A 20,815-nucleotide genomic window follows, 5' to 3' on the forward strand; every position below is an offset into this window, starting at 1 on the left:
TATGACTGCTATCCCCAGCTCTTGCGACGTTCTGGTGATCGGCGGCGGCCCGGCCGGAAGCAGCGCGGCCACGCATCTGGCGCAAGCCGGCATCGATGTCGTGTTGCTCGACCGGGCGACTTTCCCTCGCAATCAAGTCGGTGAAAGCCTGATTCCGCATATTTGGAAATTTACCGATATGACCGGCGTATCGGAAAAAATCGAACATGAAGGCTTTCTCGCTAAAGCCGGCAGCATCACGGTCTGGAACGGCAAGATCAAACAAATCCGCTTTTCGGACTTCGGTTATACCCGCCCCGGCCTGCATGTCGAACGCGATATTTTCGACGACATCCTGCTAAAGCATGCCCAAAGCTGCGACGCCCGGGTGTTTCACGAAGTCGCGGTCAAAAAAATCGACCTTTCCGACAGCCTTTGGCCGAAAGTACACTATACCGACAAGCGCGGCCGCAGTAACGATGACGGCAGCATTCGTTGCCGCTTTGTCGTCGACGCGAGCGGCCCGAGCTCTTTGTTGGCCAACCAGTTTAAAACCCGCCGCACCATCAGTTCGCAGACGAATTTTTTATCGTTGTGGGGTTATTTTGAAAACTCACGATTTGTCGGCGTCGATCGTCAAAGTCATAGCGAAGAAGAACTAAATCGAATCAAGCCGGTTACCTTTGTCATGTCCTTTGAAGACGGCTGGATCTGGCATATCGTATTGCGCGGCAAAACCAGCGTCGGCCTCATCGCGCCGACCGAACGCACCAAAGGCATGGACCGGCAGCAACGGGAAGCCTTTTTTCTGAACGCCTGCAAGACATTGCCGCATTTGAGCCGCCTGCTGGAGCCTGCGCAATTCATCGAAGGCTCGCTGCAATTCAGGCCGAATTATTCTTATTATTCCGACACTATCTGCGGCGAAAACTATTACTGCATCGGCGATGCCGCGGCTTTTGTCGACCCGGTATTTTCCCACGGCGTGCAAAACGCCTTATACAATGCGGCGGCGGCGACGCTGGCGATCAAAGAATCGCTCAAGCACGAAAAGCATCGCTTGCGTTACAGTCAATTATGCGAAAGCCGTATGCAGCAATTTTACGGATTCTCAAGAGCCCTGTCGCTCGGCGACTTCGGTTGTAACGGCGTCAATCCGCAGCTCGTTAAAAACCTAATGAAAGCGATGCCGCCGTTGGAATTGGAGCTCATCCTGTTCGCCTCGGAAACCACCAACCGCTCCGAAAACTTCCGACGCCTAGCCCGGGAAGCCGGCGTGTTAGGGTGCTTTGAGGAAAGCTTTTCCGGTAAAGCTCATGAACGAATCGAAGCTTTGGATTTTTAAGCGGAGCAACCCGGATTTAGTGAAATGGAATCCGAAAATTTCGAAGCCTGAAATCTCCCGTATTCCGCCCTGTCTGCGGACGATTACGCAAAAGGTGTTGCTTTATTAACAAGACAATTGCCTTTGGGGCTTCGGCTTGTCCAGGTTAAGCAATGTCAACAGAAATAAATATGTGATAGCCGTCTCATTTCTCAAGAAGATAAGGTGCATTATCTTCATATAAGAAAGAGAATCGACGTTAGAAATCGTTATTACCGGAGTGCTATGCGTACCATGGCAAGCCCACCAATGCTTAACATCAGCCTTTATGGTTTGATCCGGGTAGGGAATTCGGTGCTTAACGACATGAAGGTACGCGCAGCGTACCCTACAATTTATGTATGACGACGAGCGGTTCTCCGTGGGAACGAGGAAAATCTTTATCCAAAAAGCAGAGGATGATGTGTGTTGTAGGTAGGTATTTTTACGCGGGAGCGAGCCTAACATTCATTTCAGCTTAACTAATCGATTAAGCAAGGCGGATTCATGAAAAAAACATTGATGCAGCTCTTGACTACAGATTTACTTAAAAATCTATCGATTAGTCTTAGAGGCCGCCTGCTGTTGCTGGTTTTTGTGTCGTCGATTCCGGCTTTCGGTTTAATCATCTATTCGGCGATCGAAGATCATAAGGCCGCCGAGCGAGAAGCTCGAGAACAAACCCGAGCTTTAGCCGCGAGGATCGCCGACAAGCAAAATCGGCTATTCGAAGAAACGCGGCAATCGCTGGTCTTATTGTCGAATATACCTTATGTCACCGTTCCCGAGCTATTGCCTCGCTGCCAAGAATCCTTGCCTCGCATTCATAGCCAAAATTCTTTGTTCGCCGACATCGGCATGACGGATAGCGAAGGTAATTTATTATGCAATGCACTGAATTTCGAGAACCCTGCCAATTTTTCCGAACGATTATGGTTTCGCCGCGCCATCGCTAGCCGACAGTTCGCCATCGGCGATATCATCTTCGGCCTACCTTTAAAATCGCCCGAATTGATCATGGGTCACCCCGTCTTTACAGAGGACGGAAAGCTATTGAAAGTACTCTATGCCTCGATCGACCTGTCTTGGCTGCGGGCGGCACTAACACCGTTATTACAGTCGGACGAGACCGTGGTATCGCTCATCGATACCGATAATACCGTGTTGCTGCGCGTTCCGGATACCGATTACGAATGGACAGGACGATCCGCGCCGGCGAGGGAAATACCTAACGGCAACTGCCGGGCATTTGAGGAGTTCCAGGATGTGGACGGTATTTCACGAATATATGCCTCCGAACCCGTGCTATGGATCGACGAAAAATGCATCCATGTGCGGGTCGGCGTACCGAAACAGGTTTTTTTCGAGCCGGTCGAATCGCGCCTGTATCGGAACATCACCGTACTATCGGCCGCAAGCTTGGCGGCATTGTTAATTGCCTGGTTCGGTAGCCGATGGCTGGTCTTGCATCGAATGAATATTTTAACCGATGCGGCTCAACGACTGGGCGAAGGCGATTGGTCCGCGCGCGCCAACCTCGATAAATCCGGTGATGAAATCGGCCGTCTCGCGCGCATATTCGATCAAACGGCCGCTCGATTACAGAGCCGCGAGGCCCGCTTGCTGCAATCCGACCGGGCGCTGTCGCACGCCAACCGCGCCTTGAATGTCTTGAGCGCCGGCAACAGAGCCATGCTGCATACCGAGAACGAACAAAGCTTGCTGAATGAAATCACCCGTATGATCGTGGAAAAAGGCGGTTACCGAATGGCTTGGGTGGGATTTGCCAAGCACGATACCGACAAAAACATCGAGCCGGTGGCGCACGCCGGCAGCGATCGGGACTATGTCGACCGCCTAAACCTAAGCTGGGGAAATGATAGTACGCGCCATGGCGCTTGCGGACGAGCCATAGCCGAAGGCCGTCCGATAGTCGTGCCCGACATCGCCATGGCGCCGGAATACCGTTCCTGGCGCGAGGCGGCTTTGCAATGCGGCTTCGCTTCTTGCATCGCACTACCGTTGATCGATAGTCATCAAACTTTGGGCATGCTCAGCATCTATGCCACGGAAACCGATGCTTTCGACAGCGTCGAAATCGAATTATTGAAGGAGGCTGCTGCCGATTTGACTTACGGTATTTGCAGACTGCGCGATCAAGCCCGGAGCCGGCAGGCCGACGAAATCGAAGACCTCTACAACAAAGCGCCATGCGGTTATCATTCGCTGGACGAACAGGGACGCTTCATTCGCATCAACGACACCGAACTGGCTTGGCTGGGCTACGCACGGGAAGAAGTGATCGGTAATATGCGTTTTTTAGATCTCTTGACACCATCGAGCCAAAAGGCATTCGAGGAAAATTTTTCTATTTTCAAAAAACGAGGCTGGGTACGCGAGCTCGAATTCGAGATGCTGCGCAAGGACGGCACGATTTTACCGGTATTACTGAATGCTTCCGCGATTCGCGACGAAAACGGTAGCTATTTATCAAGCCGATCGACCGTTTACGATATCACCGATCGAAAACGCGCCGAAGAAGCGATGCTTCAGACCAAAGAAGCAGCAGAAACCTTATCCCGCATCAAAAGCGAATTTTTGGCCAATATGTCCCACGAATTACGCACGCCGCTTAACGCAATCATCGGCTTTTCCGAAGTACTCAAAGACGAGCTGATCGGAGAAATGACGCCGGAGCAACGTGAATATGTCACCGACATCTTTCATAGCGGCCAGCATTTACTCTCGTTGATCAACGACATCCTCGATCTGTCGAAAATCGAAGCCGGCAAGATGGCCTTGGATCTCGACACGCTCGATATCGACGATTTACTGCGCAATAGTCTTGCTATTGTCAAGGAAAAGGCTGCGGCACACCGCGTCCGGCTGCAGCTTGAAACGGCAGAACCGATAGGGCCGGCCATGCTCGACGGACGTAAGACCAAGCAGATCATTTATAACTTACTGTCCAACGCGGTCAAATTTACGCATGAAGATGGCCGGGTGACACTACGGTACCGCAAGGTAAGCCGCCTCGATGTCGAAGCTTGGACTTCCGATGCGGAAACTTGTCTGCGAATGCCTTTACCGGTAAACCACTTCGAGCAATTTATGGAATTCGAAATCGAGGATAGCGGCATCGGAATTTCGGTCGAGGATGCGCCTCGCCTATTCCACGCCTTTTCGCAATTGGATTCCTCACTGTCCCGTAAAAGCGAAGGCACCGGGCTAGGCTTGGTGTTAGTGTTAAAACTAGCCCAACTCCACGGCGGCACCATGGCCGTGGCCAGCACGCCGGGACAGGGCAGCCGTTTCTTCGTTTGGCTGCCCTGGCGCGATATCGGTGCCGATCATATCGAGCGGCTCCCCTCTAACCGGCAAAACGAGTTGGACTCCGGGTATTCATTGGCGCTGGTGATCGAAGATAACCCGGTCGCCGCCGAGTTGATCCGCTTGCAATTGGAGCCGGAAGGATTCGAAATAGCGCTTGCCGAAAATGCTGCAGCGGGACTTGAACTGCTGGCACGTCTACAGCCCTCGCTGATCATTCTGGATATCCTTTTGCCGGATATGGACGGCTGGGAACTGTTGGCCCGTATCAAACAATCCGATAGCCCCGCAACGAACATTCCGGTGGTCATCGTATCGATAGTCGCAGACGCGCAAAAAGGCTTCGCTCTGGGCGCCAGCGCGGTATTGCAAAAGCCGGTAGGCCGAAACGAATTGGTTAACGTGCTGACAAAATTAAGACCGGTAACGCCGATGGAAGGCGTTAAAGTTTTGGTCGTCGACGACGATCCGAAATCCGTGGACCTGTTATCAGCTTATCTGCTCGAACCCGGGTATATTGTATTGAAGGCCTATGGCGGCAAGGACGGCATCGCTCTGGCTCAACGCGAACGGCCCGATCTGCTGGTGTTGGATTTGATGATGCCAGATATCAACGGATTCGATGTCGTGGAAGCACTGAAGCAGAGCCCCGACACCGCCGATATTCCGATTGTAGTGGTAACAGCGAAGACTTTGACGACCGAAGACCGCGCCGTCTTGAACGGAAACGTTGCGGCCATCATGGAAAAATCCAGTTTCAATCACAAGAGTTTCGCCAACGAAGTCCGAAGATCTTTGCGACTGAACAAGAGAACAATATGACTGCGCAAATACTGGTAGTGGAAGATACGTTTATCAATATGAAACTCGTCTGCATGCTGCTTGAAAAGGCCGGCTACCGGGTGTTGCGGGCCGACAACGCCGAAGACGGCATCGCGCTGGCGCAAAGATATTTGCCCGACCTAATTCTGATGGACATTCAATTGCCCGGTATCGACGGGCTTGAAGCGACTCGTCTTTTGAAAAAAGCGGATGCTACAAAGCATATTAAAGTCGTCGCATTGACCGCTTTCGCAATGAAAGGCGATGAGGAAAAAATGATCGCGGCCGGTTGCGACGGCTATATCGCCAAACCGATTCAGTACAAAAATTTTCTTGGAGAAGTTGAAAAAACGCTTTCGATGAACCTCCCAAAGGAAGAACGCCATGACAATACCTAAAAAAATCTTGATTACCGACGACGACCCGATTAACCGTAAACTGGTGGAAAGCCTTTTAAAACCGAATGGTTACGATATTCGTAGCGTGGAGTCCGGACAAGCCGCGCTGGATGCGGTCGATTTCGACCCGCCCGACTTGATTTTGCTCGATCTGATGATGCCGGGCATGGATGGCTTCGAAGTGGTCAGGCGGCTCAAAGCCGATGCCGCTACCGGCCGAATCCCTATTGTGATGTTGACGGCGCTCGATGACGACGGTTCGCGCGCCCGCCTGACTTCGGCCGGGATCTCCGTGATCCTGACCAAGCCTTTAGACCGCTGGGCCTTACAAGGCTGTATCAATCAATTGCTGGGAGGCTGTCATGGCATCGAGTGATACGCCTATCGGCGAAACTCACACGAAAACGGAGCTAGAGAGGAGGAACCGGCTCTATACGATGTTGAGCCATATCAACCGATGCATTATCCGCACCAAAGACCCTCAGGAACTTTACGTTGCGGCTTGCCGCATCGCCATCGAAAGCGGCGGTTTCGCGATTGCCTGGATAGGCTTGATCGACTCGGAAACTGGAAGCCTGATACCGGTCGCCTCTGCCGGTAACGTCACGGTAACTCAGCTCAAGAGTTTAAATGAAGGCAAATTCGACGTCTTATCGAACGACAAGGAGACCGCCGGCGGGTCGCGCTTTTCATCCTGGATCGAAATGTCCGAGCAATTAGGCTTGCTTGAAGGCGCCTCCTTTCCGATACGGCTTGAAGGCAAGACCGTCGGCTCTTTCAATATCGCGGCGAAAGAGCCGGGCTTTTTCCGCGACGCCGAAATCAATCTATTGCTCGAAGTGGTGGATGATATTTCGTTCGCGCTCGACATTATCCGCCGTGAGGAGAAGCGGACCGCCGCCGAGAGTAAGATGCGCTATTTCGTCTATTACGACTCCCAAACCGGCCTCCCTAGCCGCGCGCTATTCGAAGAACGCTTGAACGAATCTTGTTATAACGGAAACGCGCATCAAGTCGTCGTGATGGTCGTCAACCTTCGCAGGCTACAAATCGTCTTGCATTTACTGGAACCCAATACCGGCCTGGCGATTATCCGGACTCTGGTCGACAGACTCGAATCGGTATTGCCGGCCGTTCCTCGCGCTCGCATCGACGAGGCGAAATTCGCCCTGCTATTGCAAGATCCGGAAGGTTTGCATGTCGCGGAAGAGCTGGCCTGGGAAATTCATAAGGTCTTGGCCGAGGCCGTCGAGATCGACGGGCAAGAGTACTATCTCGACCCGTTTATCGGCATCGCAAGATTTCCATTGGACGGCGAACCGGCGGAGGTTCTCAAGCACGCCATACTGGCCGCCTCTTCCCCCGACACCGACACTATTTGCCGTTTTTTCTTCGCCGATATGGATGAAGGATCGCGGCGGCAACTGAATCTCGACACCGCATTGCGCCGCGCTCTGGAGCGCAATGAATTCATTTTGCATTATCAACCGCAATTGGATTTATCGACAGGCCGGATCATCGGCGCCGAAGCCTTACTGCGTTGGCAAAGCCGCGATTACGGCTTGGTTTCGCCGCTGAACTTCATCCCGCTGCTCGAAGAAAACGGCATGATAAACACGATCGGCGAATGGGTGCTGCAAGAGGCTTGCCGGCTCAATCGAAAATGGCAAGACGAAGGACTCCCGCCGTTGCGCATGGCGGTCAATCTTTCGGCTAGACAATTTCATGGCGGCGATATTCCGAACATAGTCAAGCGAACTCTCGAGAAAACCGGTCTTGAACCGCAATGGCTGGAATTGGAACTGACCGAGAGCATCGTACTGATGGATGCCGATAAAGTCATCCGTACGATGCACGAGATATCAGCGGAAGGCATCGGTTTCGCATTGGACGATTTCGGTACTGGCTATTCATCGCTCAGTTATTTGCAGCGGCTTCCGGTTGCCCGAATCAAAATAGATAAATCCTTCGTAGCCAATCTCACTTCTAATCCAAGCGATGCGGCGATCGTTCGCGCGGTCGTCGGAATGGCGCACAGTTTAGGCTTGAAAGTCATCGCCGAAGGCGTCGAAACCGAAGGACAACTGGGTTTTTTACGCGGCATCAACTGCGAAGAAATCCAGGGCTACTTATTCAGCCGTCCATTGCCGGCCGATGATTTTACCTTGTTATTACGAGAGGGCCGAAGTATTCCGCCCAAGCAAATCGAGAAGCCGGAACGGGTCTTATTACTAATCGACGACGAGTCGAATATCATTTCGGCATTGACGCGCGTATTACGACGCAAGGGATTTCGCATCGTCGGCACTACGAGTATCAAGGAAGGATTCGAATTGATGGCGATTCATCAACCGGGCGTTGTCATTTGCGACCAGCGCATGCCGGAAATGACCGGAACCGAATTTCTAAGGCGGATCAAGGACATTTACCCCGACACGATACGCATCGTGCTGTCGGGTTATACCGAATTAAATTCCGTGATCGATGCGGTCAATCATGGCGAAGTCTACAAGTTTCTGACCAAGCCGTGGGAAGACGAAGCGCTTTGCCAAGTAATCGGCGATGCGTTTAATATTTACGAATTGCGCCAGGAAAATCGCTATCTTTCTCGAAAGCTAAATACAAATCGAGCTAGATCCGAATAGACTTAAAGAGACCTTTTCCCCGCGTGCATCAAGCTACTCCCTTTTGATTGAAAAACCGTCTAAGAATAATAAGGATTTGGTCGAAAATAACTTCCTTATTTTTGGAGGGTTCGGTAGCTCGATTGGCAGGTGTCGGCGGCAGGCAAAGCCGCCGAGAAATCCTCGCCACGCACACCCCGCACCCTTTTTATCCTCAAATTGGGAATTGCTGCCGAACCCTCAACAAAGCTCATAGTTCCAGGATGTTATTTATACCTTTCGCACTTCAAATTTCGGCAGTGCCTGAGGAGTCGCCAGGGTGTGCGGCAAAGGCTTTGCCAGCATGGAGCTGGCATAGAGCTTACAGGGATGTATTCACGGCGTCCTTTGACGGACACCCTGGTGCCGAATTTTGATCTGCGATGGGTATATCACAGCAATTCCCAGTTTGAGCAGTTTCGCCGATTTTAGGGTATGGGATATGTCTATCGAGGATCTTGGACGATTTTGATACTGCTAGGTTTCCACGCTTTGTGTCGTAATCACCGGGACCTAAATGAAAAGACGGTTATAATTACTTAAATTAATTAACTATTCAGTCCCCAGGCAATTATCGTTCCCACACTCTGCGTGGGAACGATAGGGGTGTGAATAATTACTAAATTAATCGTCGTTTAATAATAATTTTGGAGCGTTTATATCATGATCGATAAAGCTATTAAGTTGCCGGTTTTTGTCATTTTGCTTTGTGTGTCGACGTTTTCTCATGCCGAGCCCGAACAGGATAGCTATGCCACTCAATTTTTTGCAAAATCAGGCAATGCTTTGGCAAATATCACTACCGGTTGGCTAGAAGTCCCTAAAAACATTTATATTACCACCCGAGAAACTAATATTATTTACGGTTTCATTGGCGGCACCGGCATGGGGATTTTTCATTTGGCTGGACGCATAGCCACAGGCGTGTTCAACCTTATCACCGCGCCGATTCCTTCCGACCCGATCGTCAACCCTCACTACGTCTGGAACGATTTCGGCACGAAAACCACATACGCCGTTCAGTTTTACCTAGAAGAACCCAGTACCGAAACAGCTCCTCAATAACCTAAGTCGTCTGTTGACGAAAGCAATTCTATCAAAATGTCTTTCATCCCCCGATTATTGCCGTTATTGTTGGCCCTACTCGTATTATTATTTTACGGCACGTTTAGCTTCGCTCAACAAGATGAAGAACTCGAGACGATACTCGAATTAGAGATGCCCGCAACACGTCAATTGATGGAACGCGCTTTTAGGTTGACGCGTCATGGGCGTAATCGTAACGACTATTGGCAAGCGGCTGTCAATTTTTGCAAAGCAGCGCGCCTAGGCAGCATCGAGGCCCAATATCAATTAGGCATGTTGTACGCATCCGGAACCGGCGTTCGCTCTCATCGTGATTACGCCGCCGCTTTATTTGCCACGGCCGGACAGCAAGGTCATCAATTAGCTCAAGCCATGCTCGATTCCATGCCGTTGAAAAAACTACAACTACCCGGCTGCATGCTTTCCGACAAACAATTGCCGGCTAAATCGGGCTATCGATCGCATTCGTTCTCTTTTTCCAAGGATATCGACATTGATAAGCTGATAAAAAAACTGCCGCCTCAAAAAACATGGATCATCGATTTAGTCTATACGATGGCGCCTTGGTATCAAATCGATCCACGCTTGGCGCTATCGATTATCAGCATTGAATCGAACTTCAATCCCAATGCCGTCTCGCCCAAAAATGCGATGGGCTTGATGCAATTGATTCCGGCCACGGCCGAGCGCTTCAATGTCCAAGACGCGTTCGATGCCGCACAAAACATCAAAGCGGGTTTACGTTATTTGAGGTGGTTGCTAAAACGTTACGATGGCGATGTGGCGCTCGCCGCGGCCGGCTATAATGCGGGGGAAGGCGCTGTCGACCGACATAAGGGCATTCCACCCTATCCCGAAACGCAGGCTTATGTAGCGCGCGTACTCAATTTATATAAAAACAAACGATGCTGCGATGGGTTTTGAGTTTGGTTTCGTTGCATCATGATCAGGCGCCCGGCCTCATCATCAATCAATTAAGGCGTTAATATGTCATTGTCTAAACAATTGCTTTTGCTAATTTCGTTGATTTTTCTGGTTATTTTCAGCATCAATTTTGCGTTGAGTTTAAACAAGATCAAAAGTTATCTGGAAATCGAAGCCCAGGTTCATGCTCAAGATACCGCAACGTCTTTAGGCTTGTCCCTCAGTCCTTATATGACTAACGAAAGCGATCCCATTTTAGAGACGATGATCAACGCGATTTTCGATATGGGTTATTATCGCGAGATAAAGTTGGTCAACGTCGACAATAAAACCTTGATCAAAGTAACCAACGATAGAGTGTTTACCGAGGTTCCTCAATGGTTTGTCGAATGGCTGCCTATGCAAACTGCAACCGCATCGAGCGAAATCAGCTCCGGCTGGATGTTAAGCGGGACGATTTTTGTTTCGACCAACCCGGGATTCGGTTACCTAAAACTCTATCAATTGGCCCAAAGCGCCATGACGTTTACGTTGATTACTTTCGTCGGCGCGGTTTTATTGTTATTTTTGATATTACGTTTCGTTTTATCGCCGCTGAAAAATATTAATGCATTGGCCTTATCGATTGCGAAAGGACAGTTTAAAACCATCGAAAATATCCCGTGGACAACCGAGGTTAAAAATGTCGCCTTATCGATGAACTTAATGTCGAAAAAAATCGAAGGCGTCATTAACAACCTGAATCATAAACTGGACGGTTTAGGGAAAAAATTACACAACGACGAATTGACCGGCTTGCTCAAAAAAAGTTGTTTCGAGTCGGACATGAAACAATTGTTCCTGAACAACACAGAAGCCTATGTTTTCATTATTAAAATAGATAGCCTAACTAAACTGACGAAAGAATACAGCGACGATCGGGTCGATGCGTTTTTGAAAACGTTCGCTCAGTCTCTACAAGACATTGCCGCTCATTATCAATCTCATCAGGTGACACCCTACCGCCTGTTAGGTTCGGAGTTCGCTTTGTTGGGCCGAACTTTGAATCGAAATCAAGCCGAGCATTTAGCGCAGTCGTTGATCGATTCGCTCACCGAGCTCGCTGAAGAATACGAGCACACCGATATTGCTCATATCGGAATTTCCTCGATAAATCCGCTCGGAACGCCGGCAATTAGCTTAGCCTCTGCAAACGAAGCTTTCGAACAAGCACAACTGATTGGCGCTAACAGCTACTACATCAAAGAAGACAGCATTTACGCCAAGGACATCGGCGAGTGGAAAAACCTGGTATTCGACGTCATCGATAACCGCAGCTATGAGATTTCTTACTGCGAGCCGATTAAAGACCTGAGAAACGAGCAAGTTCTGATCGAAGAAGCTTCATTTCATGTGCTAGATTCCGAAGGAAATCCCGTCCCGATAGCCCCGTTTGTCGCGATAGCAGAAAAATTTACAAAAATCATTGAGTTGGACCGCGACATCATTCGTCATGCACTTGACTGTATCGACGCACAACATCTCCAGCACGCGATTGCCGTCAATGTTTCGACCCGAACGATCAAGAATGCCGAATTCAGAACCTGGTTGGTCGAACAACTCAAATATCGCCCCGCCGCCAAGCAATTGATTTTCAACATTGCGACTTATGCCGTTTCGAAAGACTTCGACGCTTATCGAGAATTTTTCCGGTTTACTAGAACTCTCGGCGCCGAAATCATGATCAAGCGATTCGAACCTCAGACGATGAAATTGGAGCACATCAAAGACTTGCGCCCCGACTATATCCGTTTGACACGCGAATTAAGTAATAATTTGACCGATCATGAGGCAAAAACAGACTTTATCGAAACCATCGTGCAGGCGGCAAAATTACTCGACATCAAGGTCATTGCCGAAAACGTCAAATCCGATAAAGACTATGCAACGCTTCGTGATCTCGGCATTGATGGTGCCAGTCGATAATTCTCATGACGATAAGCGTTTTACGACAATGGCGCCTGATCAAGTCGATCTGCTTGTTGGTCGGCTTGTGTCTGAGTCTGTTTGCAACGGCTCAAATCGACATCAGTTCGGAGCTATTGTCACGAGTCGAAAACAAATATGGTGTAGCGGGGCGTCAGCGTGTCGAAGCTTGGAAACAATTGCTGGAAAACCCCGACATTAAAATATTGTCGGCGCGAGAAAAACTCAAAAAAGTCAATGATTTTTTTAATCAAAAAATTGACTTTGTCGATGATATTCTTTTGTGGGGCGTGGAAGACTATTGGGCGACACCGGTCGAGTTTTTGGCTCAAGGTGCTGGAGACTGTGAGGATTACGCCATCGCCAAATACTTTACGCTAAAAATACTGGGAGTCCCCGATGACAAATTACGCATCACCTATGTCAAAGCCGTGGAGTTGGGACAAGCACATATGGTTCTGACATATTTCGAGACGCCACGCTCAGTGCCGCTAGTTTTAGATAATCTCATCCCTCAAATCAAGCCGGCAACCGAACGCGGCGATCTGATACCGGTTTATAGTTTCAACGGTTCGGGGTTGTGGTTGGCCAAAGCGCGAGGCAGCGGCCAACGTGTCGGCGGATCCGATCGATTGAGTCTTTGGACCGATCTCACGAACAGGCTGCTACAGGGCAGCCTGTAAGGCGTCTTTTCAGTACGCTCCTCTCAATTGAAAAAACGGGCATCCGCCTGTTGTTCTTCGGTGATTGGTTTGATCTCTTCCGGCAAGTCCGTTCCCAAAAACCGGTTCAATTTCCCCATGCCGGCCAAAATGCGATAACGCGCCGCAAGTTCGTTATACATGGCATCGGTATAGGCTATGCTGGCCATATAGACCTCGTTCGTCGTATCCAGCAAATCTAAAAGCGTGCGCTGACCGATATTGAATTGACGCTTGTAAGCCTCCAGCGTCTTGATGCTGGAAGTTCGATGCGATTCAAAAAAAGCCATTTGGTTGTTGAGCGTTTGATAAGCGACCCAGGCCAGCCTAACACTTTCCATAACCTGTCTATAGGTATTGTCTCTTATGTTTTTGGCTTGAGCGATTTCGTGAGCGGTTTGGCGGCGTCTGGCGATGTCTCGCCCGCCATTGAATAAGTTGTATCGCACGCGAACCATGGCCGTTAAGTCTTCATTGACGCCGCGAATACCACCTGTGTCGTCATTGTTATCATAACTCACTTCAAAATCGACCCGAGGATAAAACGGCGCCGACGCGGTCTCATGCTGCGCTTTCGATTCTTTGATATCCGACTCAGCTTCTTTTAGCGTAGGATGATTCGCCAAAGCCAATTCGATCGCGTCATCGAGGTTCGACGGTATGTCGCCGTTTTCCTTCGATGGGCTGGGTGCTTCTTCCAATGTTTTAGGTAATACGCCTATGACGCGATAATAGCCAGTCTCGGCATCTTGCAAATTACCTTGTTGAGCGAGAAAATTCGATTCTGCGTTGGCAAGACGGCCGGTTGCTTGATCTAGGTCCGATCTACGGCCGACCCCGCGCTCGGTCCGCAGCCTGATTTGACTAAAAATACTGCGATGAGTATCGAGGTTTTCCTGCGCCAAATCCAATAAGGCTCGATTTCGTAGCATTTCGATATAGGTTTGAGCAGCTTGAAGACCAATGATTTCGGATCTTCCGAAAACTCTATACGCCTGCGCATCGGTTTTGAACGTAAACCGGTCGACTTCATGCGGCGTTTCAAACCCATCGAAGATCATTTGTCGAAATTGTACCGATGATTCGGTTCTGCCAAATTGATTGACGCCTCCCCTTTGATTAGTACCGCCAAACCCTCGCGTGAACGGCGTATTCGCTCTTTCCAAACCGTAACCGGCGGACACATCGATCTTGGGTAAATAATTCGCCTTGGCTTGATCGATTTCTTGTTCATAAGCCAAACGTACCGATCTGGCTTCCTGAATCTCGGGATTCTCGTCGAGAGTACGTTGTACGGCTTGACGCATCGACTCGGCATGACTTGGCAAAACAGTCAAACTCAATGCCAAACAAAAACCTAACAATGGCTTCTTCATATCTATTTTTTCCGTTAATGTTATATCCCGCACCCGTTTCGTTTACCGAGTAAATATACCTATCGTAGATCTAAGGCACCGGGGTGCCTCCTTGGGCACTACCGAAATTTGAAGTGCGAAAGGTATAGATTACGGACAGTTATTCGGTCTCATTCTGATTTTCATGCAAAACGACCGAAGCAATAAAGGCATCGAAACCGGTTGCCGGGTAAATGGTCCTAGATGTAGTATAAAAACCGCAACCGCCTATATCCGCAAGTTTATTTAACATCGATTGCCCCGGTATATCACTCGAATTTCCTGTCCATACCGTGTAAATGCAAATCGAATCGCCGTAACGGGCTTTCAGAACCTTGGCGAGCGTCACCGGAGAAGTGATGTAACCGTTGCCATCGCTAATGATCAATAACGCCGTTTGCCCTGAAATCGAAGACAAATCCGCTACGACTTCTTCAAGCGCATTAGTCAGCGTCGCGCCACCGCTTACGCACTCTTGTTGGCCTAGGCTAGACAGCCATCGATCATGATCATGGGGCTCGAGCGGGTAATCCAAACGGCTAAGCCGCCAGTCCAAACAAGGCCCAAAGCCAAATCGTCGAAGCGCGACATTAATGTCGAGCCCTTCGATACTGTTGTTTATCCGAAACAATAGCTCTCTGGCTACCGAAAATTTTGTTGGCTTGGCATCGCCGGGAAAATCGTTATCTTGATCGGCATTGCCATGATAGGCTTCTTTCATCGAAGACGAGCTATCCAAGAGCACATAAACGTGATCGGCTTTTTGTTGATAGCCGTGGTTTTGAATCAAATGATCGAGCTCGATCGTTTTTATCGGCCGGAAGGTTCTGATTGGCTGTTCTGCACAAGCGCTTAACGCAATCGCTATCGGAAAAATTGTCGTCAGTAAGATTTTTTTTATTTTTATCATAGAAGAATTATGGGTGTTACGAGATCGATGATCTCTTAACGTTCAAGCGAGCTATTTTAACGAATGTTCGTACGCTCAATATACCTTTCGCACTTCAAATTTCGGCAGTGCCAGAGGAGGGACCTGGGTGTCCGGTCGATTTTCGCTCCTGCAAAATCGACATTCACGCCATCCATGGCGCTCACAAAGGCTTTGCCAGCATGGAGCTGGCATAGAGCCTATATGGACGTATTCACGGCGTCCTTTGGCGGACACCCAGGCGCCGAATTTTGATCTACGACGGGTATACATCCTTATCAATCGCGGTTCTCAAACGAGAGTATTGCTAAAATATACCTTCGTCCGTATCGATCAATGGTGAAAGAGAAATCATATCCGAACGCAGTCGCTGACGTTTGGAGAGTTTTTCCTGAGCAAACGGCGGTAATTCGGTAATAGCAAACACCTGTTTTTTTATCAATAGATCCACCACGTCTTCCAAAACCCGAATAAGCTCTAAGTCGGACTCTTCTAGTTCCTGCAAGACTTTGTTCGACAAGGACTGAGAGTGTCGATACTCCAAAACCTCGGGTTCGTCATCGGTCAACCATTGTGCATCAATGGCCGTTTCGGTGTCATATAACGCTATAATCTTTCCCGCGCTATCGCGTATTGCATAGGGCATAAGTTATCGTAAAAGTAACCAAAAGCGTTTTCATTCTAGTACAATCAAACGCTTTGTAAATAATTATTGGCAGCGACAATAACAACAATGAGCCTATCGAATTCGGAACAAGCGGGGAATATAGAAATAGCCGGCGGCAACGACAACGACAGTTCGTCGGTTAACGATCCTTTACTGAATGCATTGTTGGTCTTATGTAAATTGTTGCAAAACCCGCACTCCGCCGATGCGTTGACGGCCGGCTTGCCCTTGGAAAGCAATCGCCTGACTCCGGATTTATTTCCGAGAGCCGCCAAAAGAGCGGGCCTGGCGGCAGGTCTTGTCGTCAGACCGCTCGATCGAATTTCCAATTTGGTCTTGCCCGCCATTTTGCTGTTAAAGCAAGGTCAAGCCATAATCCTGCTGTCGAGAGATGGCAACCAATGTAAAGTTCTGTTTCCCGAAACGGAAGACGGAATAAAAACTGTCGCGCTGAACGAACTTAACCAAGATTACACCGGAGCCGCCTTTTTCGTTCAACAAGAGCATTCTTTCGACAGCCGCATCGACCAAACGCAAGCACCCAAGTCAGTACACTGGTTCTGGGATGTCATTTTCAAGTCCTGGCCGATTTACAGCGAAGTCTTGATGGCTTCGTTTCTGATCAACCTCTTCGCGATATCCACGCCGTTTTACGTCATGAACGTGTATGACCGAGTGGTGCCTAATCATGCGCTGGAAACCTTATGGGTCTTATCCACCGGCATGCTGATTATCTATACTTTTGAATTCGTCATGAAGAGCTTACGCAGTTACTTCATCGACACCGCCAGCAAACGTGCCGAAATCATCTTGTCAGCTACTTTATTCGAGCGCATCATGGGCATCAAAATGGAATCCAGGCCAACGTCACTAGGCGTGTTTGCCAATAATTTCAATGAGTTCGAGTCATTTAGAGACTTTTTGACCTCGGCAACACTAACCGCATTGATCGATTTGCCTTTCACGATTCTTTTTTTGATCGTCATTTGGTATCTTGCGGGAGACATGGTAATCATTCCGTTGACCGTCATTCCGGTCGCATTAGTCAGCGGGTATTTCATTCAAAAGCCGTTGAGAAAATTGTCGCAACAATTATCCCAATTTTCGTCGCAAAAAGGAGCAACGCTCTACGAATCGTTATCGAATTTGGAAACCATCAAAGGCGCCAGCGCCGAAGGACAGTCGCAAAAAAAATGGGAAGAAACCGTCGCTTATATGAGTAAGCTGAGCGTGAAATCCCGTTTTTACTCGTCTTTTGCGACTAATCTCATCACTTTTTTACAGCGCATGACCTATCTGATGGTCGTTATTTATGCAGTCTATTTAATCATCGAGGGCGAATTGACGGTAGGCGGCCTCATCGCCTGTACGATTTTGACACGCCATGCTTTGAATCCAATAGGAAAATTCGCCGCGTTGTTGACGCGTTACGATGCCGCCCGAACTGCGTTAGAGTCATTGAAACAATTGATGAATCAACCCGTTGAGCGCGACGAATACAAAAAATATTTACATCGCCCCAAATTCAAAGGCTCCATAGAATTTAAAGATGTGACTTTCAGCTATCCAAATCAACCGATCAAGGCACTTGAAAATGTCTCATTCAAGATCGATGCCGGCGAACATGTCGCGATACTCGGACGAATCGGGTCCGGCAAATCGACGGTCGAAAAATTGTTACTAGGGTTTTACGAGGTTCAATCCGGCGCAATTCTGATAGACGGCACCGATATTCGTCAAATCGATCCATCCGACTTACGCCGTCAAATCGGTTACGTGTCTCAAGACATCTCGTTGATGCACGGCAGCGTCAAAGACAACATTACGCTCGGCGCCCGATACGCAGACGACACGATGATTTTACAAGCCGCACAATTAGCCGGAGTGACTCATTTTGTTGACAAACACCCGCAAGGCTTCGAAATGCCGGTCGGCGAACGCGGGCGCTCGTTGTCTGGGGGGCAACGGCAAAGTATTGCCGTAGCTCGCGCACTGCTGTTGTCCCCACCCATTTACGTGATGGACGAGCCGACCAATGCAATGGACAACAGTACCGAAGATGGTTTCAAAAAACGCTTGGCCCCTCATATCAGGGATAAGACACTATTATTGGTGACGCATAAAACGTCTTTGTTAAGTTTGGTGGATCGTTTGATCATTATGGATAACGGACGAATCATAGCGGACGGCCCGAAAGACCAGGTTCTCAACGCTTTAAAACAAGGTCAGATCAAAGTTTCCAGTTAATCGGAGAGGATTCAACAGTGTTTTTAAATTCAAGCGCGCGCGAAAAAGACGAAGACGCTCGATACATAAGCGACATCTATGCCGGTGTGCTGTATCGCTCCTCGTTTCACAGCCATCTCATTTTGTGGCTAACCGCTTTGTTTACCTTAGTCGCATTGGCTTGGGCAAACTTCGCGATGCTTGACGAAATCACGCGCGGTTCCGGAAAAATAATTCCTTCCACCAGACTACAAGTCATTCAAAATCTCGAAGGTGGAATTCTGGCTGAAATTCTTATCCGCGAGGGCGATATCGTCGAAAAAGGCCAACCGTTAATGCGCCTCGATGATGTTCGCTTTGCCGCAACCTTCGGCGAGGAACGCATCAAACAATTCGAGTTACAAGCACAAATCGCAAGGCTGAATGCATTGGTCAATAAAACGCCACTGCTAATCCCCGAAACCATCGAAACCAACTACCCCGAATTAGCGCGGCAAGCTCAACGCTTGTATGAATCCAAAAAAGAAGAATATCAATCGACCTTGGAAACCATTCAACAACAAGTTTCTCAACGCGAACAAGAACTCGTTGAGGCGGAATCGAAAATATCACGTTTGACGGATAGCTATGCGATGCTGGCCAAGGAACTGGAATTATCGGAGCCGCTGGTCGACTTTGGCGCGTTGTCCGAAGTGGAATTATTACGCTTGAAAAGAACGGCCAACGACTTACAAGGAGAACTAAGAGCCACGCAACTGTCGGTACCGCGTTTACGCGCTGCGCTGAAAGAAGCCAAAAGCCGTATCAATGAACATCAAACACAATTTCGCACGGCTCTTATCCAGGAGCTTAATGACGCTAAAGTTGGATTCGATCGCATTGCCGAATCGATGCGCGCTACCGAAGATAAAGTCAGCCGCACGTTGATCAGAGCCCCCGTTAAGGGCACAGTCAAGCAAATCAAAATCAACACGATCGGAGGCGTTGTTCAGCCCGGCATGGATTTGATCGAAATCGTACCGTTTGAAGATCAACTGCTCATACAAGCCGAGATCAGGCCGTCCGACATTGCCTTCTTGCATCCGGGTCAAAAAGCCATTATCAAATTGACCGCCTACGATTTTGCGATTTACGGCGGCTTGGAAGCAACCTTGGATCATATCAGCGCCGATACGATTACCAACCCGGAAGACGGTAAAAATTATTATCTTATTCGTTTGACCGCCAAACAAACTTATTTCGAAAGACATGGGGATCTGTTGGACATCATTCCGGGCATGACCGCCGATGTCGAAATTTTAACCGGCAAAAAAAGTGTTTTGGACTACTTACTGAAGCCTATTTTACGTGCCAAAGCAACCGCGATGCGAGAACGATAAGAACGTAACGATGACAGCTTCGATTCTAATCATATCCAGCTCGAATACTACGTTGAATAAATGGCGCTCAGCGCTATCCAACAATTATGTCGTCGAGTTCGCCGATCGAATGGAATCTATAGATAATCGCTATCAACTGGTCATCATAGAAACAAGTTTTATAGATCGAGAACGCCCCCCTTATCAATTCATAAAAAATTATTCGGGCCGGGTTTTGTTGATCGGACATAATTGGCCCGATAGTCGGCAAATAGAGCTCATGACAGCCGGTGCAGCCGGGTATTGCGAAGAAGACGTCGGCACAAAAATTATAGGAATAGCCGTATCGAGAATTTTAAAAGGCGATCTCTGGATGAAACGTCACCTGGTTTCGAAAGTAGTCGCCGAACTGGTCAAAATTGCCCATTCAAGCACACCACCCCCACCCCATTCCACATCGGTCGATCTCGACTGCCTGACGCCACGCGAACATGAAGTGATCGAACGGGTTCAAAAAGGTCTGAGCAACAAATTGATCGCGTCCGAGCTCGATATTTCGGAAAGAACTGTCAAAGCTCACATGACATCTATTTTCCATAAATTAAATATCCCCGATCGATTTCATTTAGCCGTTTTGCTTAACGATAGAAAACAAGAATCGAATTAGAACTTTTTAAAACGGTAATTATACTCATCGCAGATCAAAATTCTGCACCGGGGGTCCGTCAAAGGACAACCAGGCGCCGAATTTTGATCTACGACGGGTATATTAAATAACCTCCCTAAACCCTCACTGCCATTAAGTTAAGGGAAGCCCGTCATTCCGCCATGGACTGGCGGAATCCAGTGCCATGGATGGCAAGCTTTTGAGGCAAAGTAGATCCTGGATACAAGCATTACTTAATTCTGTAATGGCTTAACTTAATGGCAGTGCCCTAAACCCTCGGCAACTACTCCTGCGTTTTCGCTCTGTTCATTATGTCACAGTACCACACTGTACTTTTCGTACAA

General features: G+C 48.8%; 15 protein-coding genes. 12 read left to right on the forward strand and 3 right to left on the reverse strand.

Annotated features, from left to right (window positions below):
* Position 1 precedes the first annotated feature (1 nt).
* The 9 genes from EQU24_RS20095 to EQU24_RS20135 all read left to right on the forward strand — a co-directional run bounded on the left by EQU24_RS20095 (position 2) and on the right by EQU24_RS20135 (position 13,213).
* On the forward strand, positions 2 to 1,324 hold the full coding sequence (locus EQU24_RS20095) for an NAD(P)/FAD-dependent oxidoreductase (RefSeq protein WP_017841845.1): 1,323 nt from the start codon (positions 2 to 4) through the stop codon (positions 1,322 to 1,324).
* Positions 1,325 to 1,849: 525 nt separating this feature from the next.
* A complete protein-coding gene (locus EQU24_RS20100) occupies positions 1,850 to 5,494 on the forward strand; it encodes a response regulator (RefSeq protein WP_017841844.1) in 3,645 nt (1,214 codons plus the stop codon).
* Positions 5,491 to 5,892 carry a response regulator gene (locus tag EQU24_RS20105; protein WP_017841843.1) on the forward strand — a complete coding sequence of 134 codons (402 nt, stop codon included), beginning with the start codon at positions 5,491 to 5,493 and terminating at the stop codon, positions 5,890 to 5,892. The genes EQU24_RS20100 and EQU24_RS20105 overlap by 4 nt, the downstream gene beginning before the upstream one ends.
* A complete protein-coding gene (locus tag EQU24_RS20110; protein WP_014150095.1) occupies positions 5,879 to 6,268 on the forward strand; it encodes a response regulator in 390 nt (129 codons plus the stop codon). The genes EQU24_RS20105 and EQU24_RS20110 overlap by 14 nt, the downstream gene beginning before the upstream one ends.
* Positions 6,255 to 8,537 carry an EAL domain-containing protein gene (locus EQU24_RS20115; protein ID WP_051056254.1) on the forward strand — a complete coding sequence of 761 codons (2,283 nt, stop codon included), beginning with the start codon at positions 6,255 to 6,257 and terminating at the stop codon, positions 8,535 to 8,537. Before EQU24_RS20110 ends, EQU24_RS20115 begins: the two co-directional genes overlap by 14 nt.
* Positions 8,538 to 9,218: 681 nt before the next feature.
* Positions 9,219 to 9,620: an exosortase system-associated protein, TIGR04073 family gene (locus EQU24_RS20120; protein ID WP_017841841.1), complete on the forward strand. Its 402-nt coding sequence runs from the start codon at positions 9,219 to 9,221 to the stop codon at positions 9,618 to 9,620.
* Positions 9,621 to 9,656: 36 nt separating this feature from the next.
* On the forward strand, positions 9,657 to 10,565 hold the full coding sequence (locus EQU24_RS20125) for a lytic transglycosylase domain-containing protein (protein WP_017841840.1): 909 nt from the start codon (positions 9,657 to 9,659) through the stop codon (positions 10,563 to 10,565).
* A 63-nt stretch (positions 10,566 to 10,628) separates the two neighbouring features.
* On the forward strand, positions 10,629 to 12,530 hold the full coding sequence (locus EQU24_RS20130; protein WP_017841839.1) for a bifunctional diguanylate cyclase/phosphodiesterase: 1,902 nt from the start codon (positions 10,629 to 10,631) through the stop codon (positions 12,528 to 12,530).
* 5 nt (positions 12,531 to 12,535) lie between these two features.
* A complete protein-coding gene (locus EQU24_RS20135; RefSeq protein WP_014150100.1) occupies positions 12,536 to 13,213 on the forward strand; it encodes a transglutaminase-like cysteine peptidase in 678 nt (225 codons plus the stop codon).
* Positions 13,214 to 13,236: 23 nt separating this feature from the next.
* Here the strand turns inward: EQU24_RS20135 and EQU24_RS20140 are convergent, their stop codons facing one another.
* The 3 genes from EQU24_RS20140 to EQU24_RS20150 form a co-directional block, all read right to left on the reverse strand.
* Positions 13,237 to 14,607, reverse strand: a complete 1,371-nt coding sequence (locus tag EQU24_RS20140) for a TolC family outer membrane protein (RefSeq protein ID WP_017841838.1) — start codon at positions 14,605 to 14,607, stop codon at positions 13,237 to 13,239.
* Between the two features lie 139 nt (positions 14,608 to 14,746).
* Positions 14,747 to 15,535: a vWA domain-containing protein gene (locus tag EQU24_RS20145; protein WP_017841837.1), complete on the reverse strand. Its 789-nt coding sequence runs from the start codon at positions 15,533 to 15,535 to the stop codon at positions 14,747 to 14,749.
* A 325-nt stretch (positions 15,536 to 15,860) separates the two neighbouring features.
* On the reverse strand, positions 15,861 to 16,199 hold the full coding sequence (locus EQU24_RS20150; protein ID WP_014150103.1) for a hypothetical protein: 339 nt from the start codon (positions 16,197 to 16,199) through the stop codon (positions 15,861 to 15,863).
* Between the two features lie 87 nt (positions 16,200 to 16,286).
* On the opposite strand from EQU24_RS20150, the gene EQU24_RS20155 reads away from it, so the two are divergent.
* From EQU24_RS20155 to EQU24_RS20165, 3 genes are read left to right on the forward strand one after another with little or no spacing between them, the layout of a single operon-like run.
* On the forward strand, positions 16,287 to 18,467 hold the full coding sequence (locus EQU24_RS20155) for a type I secretion system permease/ATPase (protein ID WP_017841836.1): 2,181 nt from the start codon (positions 16,287 to 16,289) through the stop codon (positions 18,465 to 18,467).
* A gap of 17 nt (positions 18,468 to 18,484) precedes the next feature.
* Entirely contained in the window at positions 18,485 to 19,825 is a 1,341-nt protein-coding gene (locus EQU24_RS20160) for an HlyD family type I secretion periplasmic adaptor subunit (RefSeq protein WP_014150105.1), read from the forward strand.
* A gap of 10 nt (positions 19,826 to 19,835) precedes the next feature.
* Entirely contained in the window at positions 19,836 to 20,471 is a 636-nt protein-coding gene (locus tag EQU24_RS20165; protein WP_014150106.1) for a response regulator transcription factor, read from the forward strand.
* Positions 20,472 to 20,815 lie beyond the last annotated feature (344 nt).

It is taken from the genome of Methylotuvimicrobium buryatense (assembly GCF_005931095.1).
GTDB lineage: Bacteria > Pseudomonadota > Gammaproteobacteria > Methylococcales > Methylomonadaceae > Methylotuvimicrobium > Methylotuvimicrobium buryatense.

Excerpts from the sequence above, each read along its gene's own strand:
- EQU24_RS20095 (WP_017841845.1), top strand. The coding sequence starts at position 2 with ATGACTGCTATCCCCAGCTCTTGCGACGTTCTGGTGATCGGCGGCGGC.
- EQU24_RS20100 (WP_017841844.1), top strand. The coding sequence starts at position 1,850 with ATGAAAAAAACATTGATGCAGCTCTTGACTACAGATTTACTTAAAAAT.
- EQU24_RS20105 (WP_017841843.1), top strand. The coding sequence starts at position 5,491 with ATGACTGCGCAAATACTGGTAGTGGAAGATACGTTTATCAATATGAAA.
- EQU24_RS20110 (WP_014150095.1), top strand. The coding sequence starts at position 5,879 with ATGACAATACCTAAAAAAATCTTGATTACCGACGACGACCCGATTAAC.
- EQU24_RS20115 (WP_051056254.1), top strand. The coding sequence starts at position 6,255 with ATGGCATCGAGTGATACGCCTATCGGCGAAACTCACACGAAAACGGAG.
- EQU24_RS20120 (WP_017841841.1), top strand. The coding sequence starts at position 9,219 with ATGATCGATAAAGCTATTAAGTTGCCGGTTTTTGTCATTTTGCTTTGT.
- EQU24_RS20125 (WP_017841840.1), top strand. The coding sequence starts at position 9,657 with ATGTCTTTCATCCCCCGATTATTGCCGTTATTGTTGGCCCTACTCGTA.
- EQU24_RS20130 (WP_017841839.1), top strand. The coding sequence starts at position 10,629 with ATGTCATTGTCTAAACAATTGCTTTTGCTAATTTCGTTGATTTTTCTG.
- EQU24_RS20135 (WP_014150100.1), top strand. The coding sequence starts at position 12,536 with ATGACGATAAGCGTTTTACGACAATGGCGCCTGATCAAGTCGATCTGC.
- EQU24_RS20140 (WP_017841838.1), bottom strand. The coding sequence starts at position 14,607 with ATGAAGAAGCCATTGTTAGGTTTTTGTTTGGCATTGAGTTTGACTGTT.
- EQU24_RS20145 (WP_017841837.1), bottom strand. The coding sequence starts at position 15,535 with ATGATAAAAATAAAAAAAATCTTACTGACGACAATTTTTCCGATAGCG.
- EQU24_RS20150 (WP_014150103.1), bottom strand. The coding sequence starts at position 16,199 with ATGCCCTATGCAATACGCGATAGCGCGGGAAAGATTATAGCGTTATAT.
- EQU24_RS20155 (WP_017841836.1), top strand. The coding sequence starts at position 16,287 with ATGAGCCTATCGAATTCGGAACAAGCGGGGAATATAGAAATAGCCGGC.
- EQU24_RS20165 (WP_014150106.1), top strand. The coding sequence starts at position 19,836 with ATGACAGCTTCGATTCTAATCATATCCAGCTCGAATACTACGTTGAAT.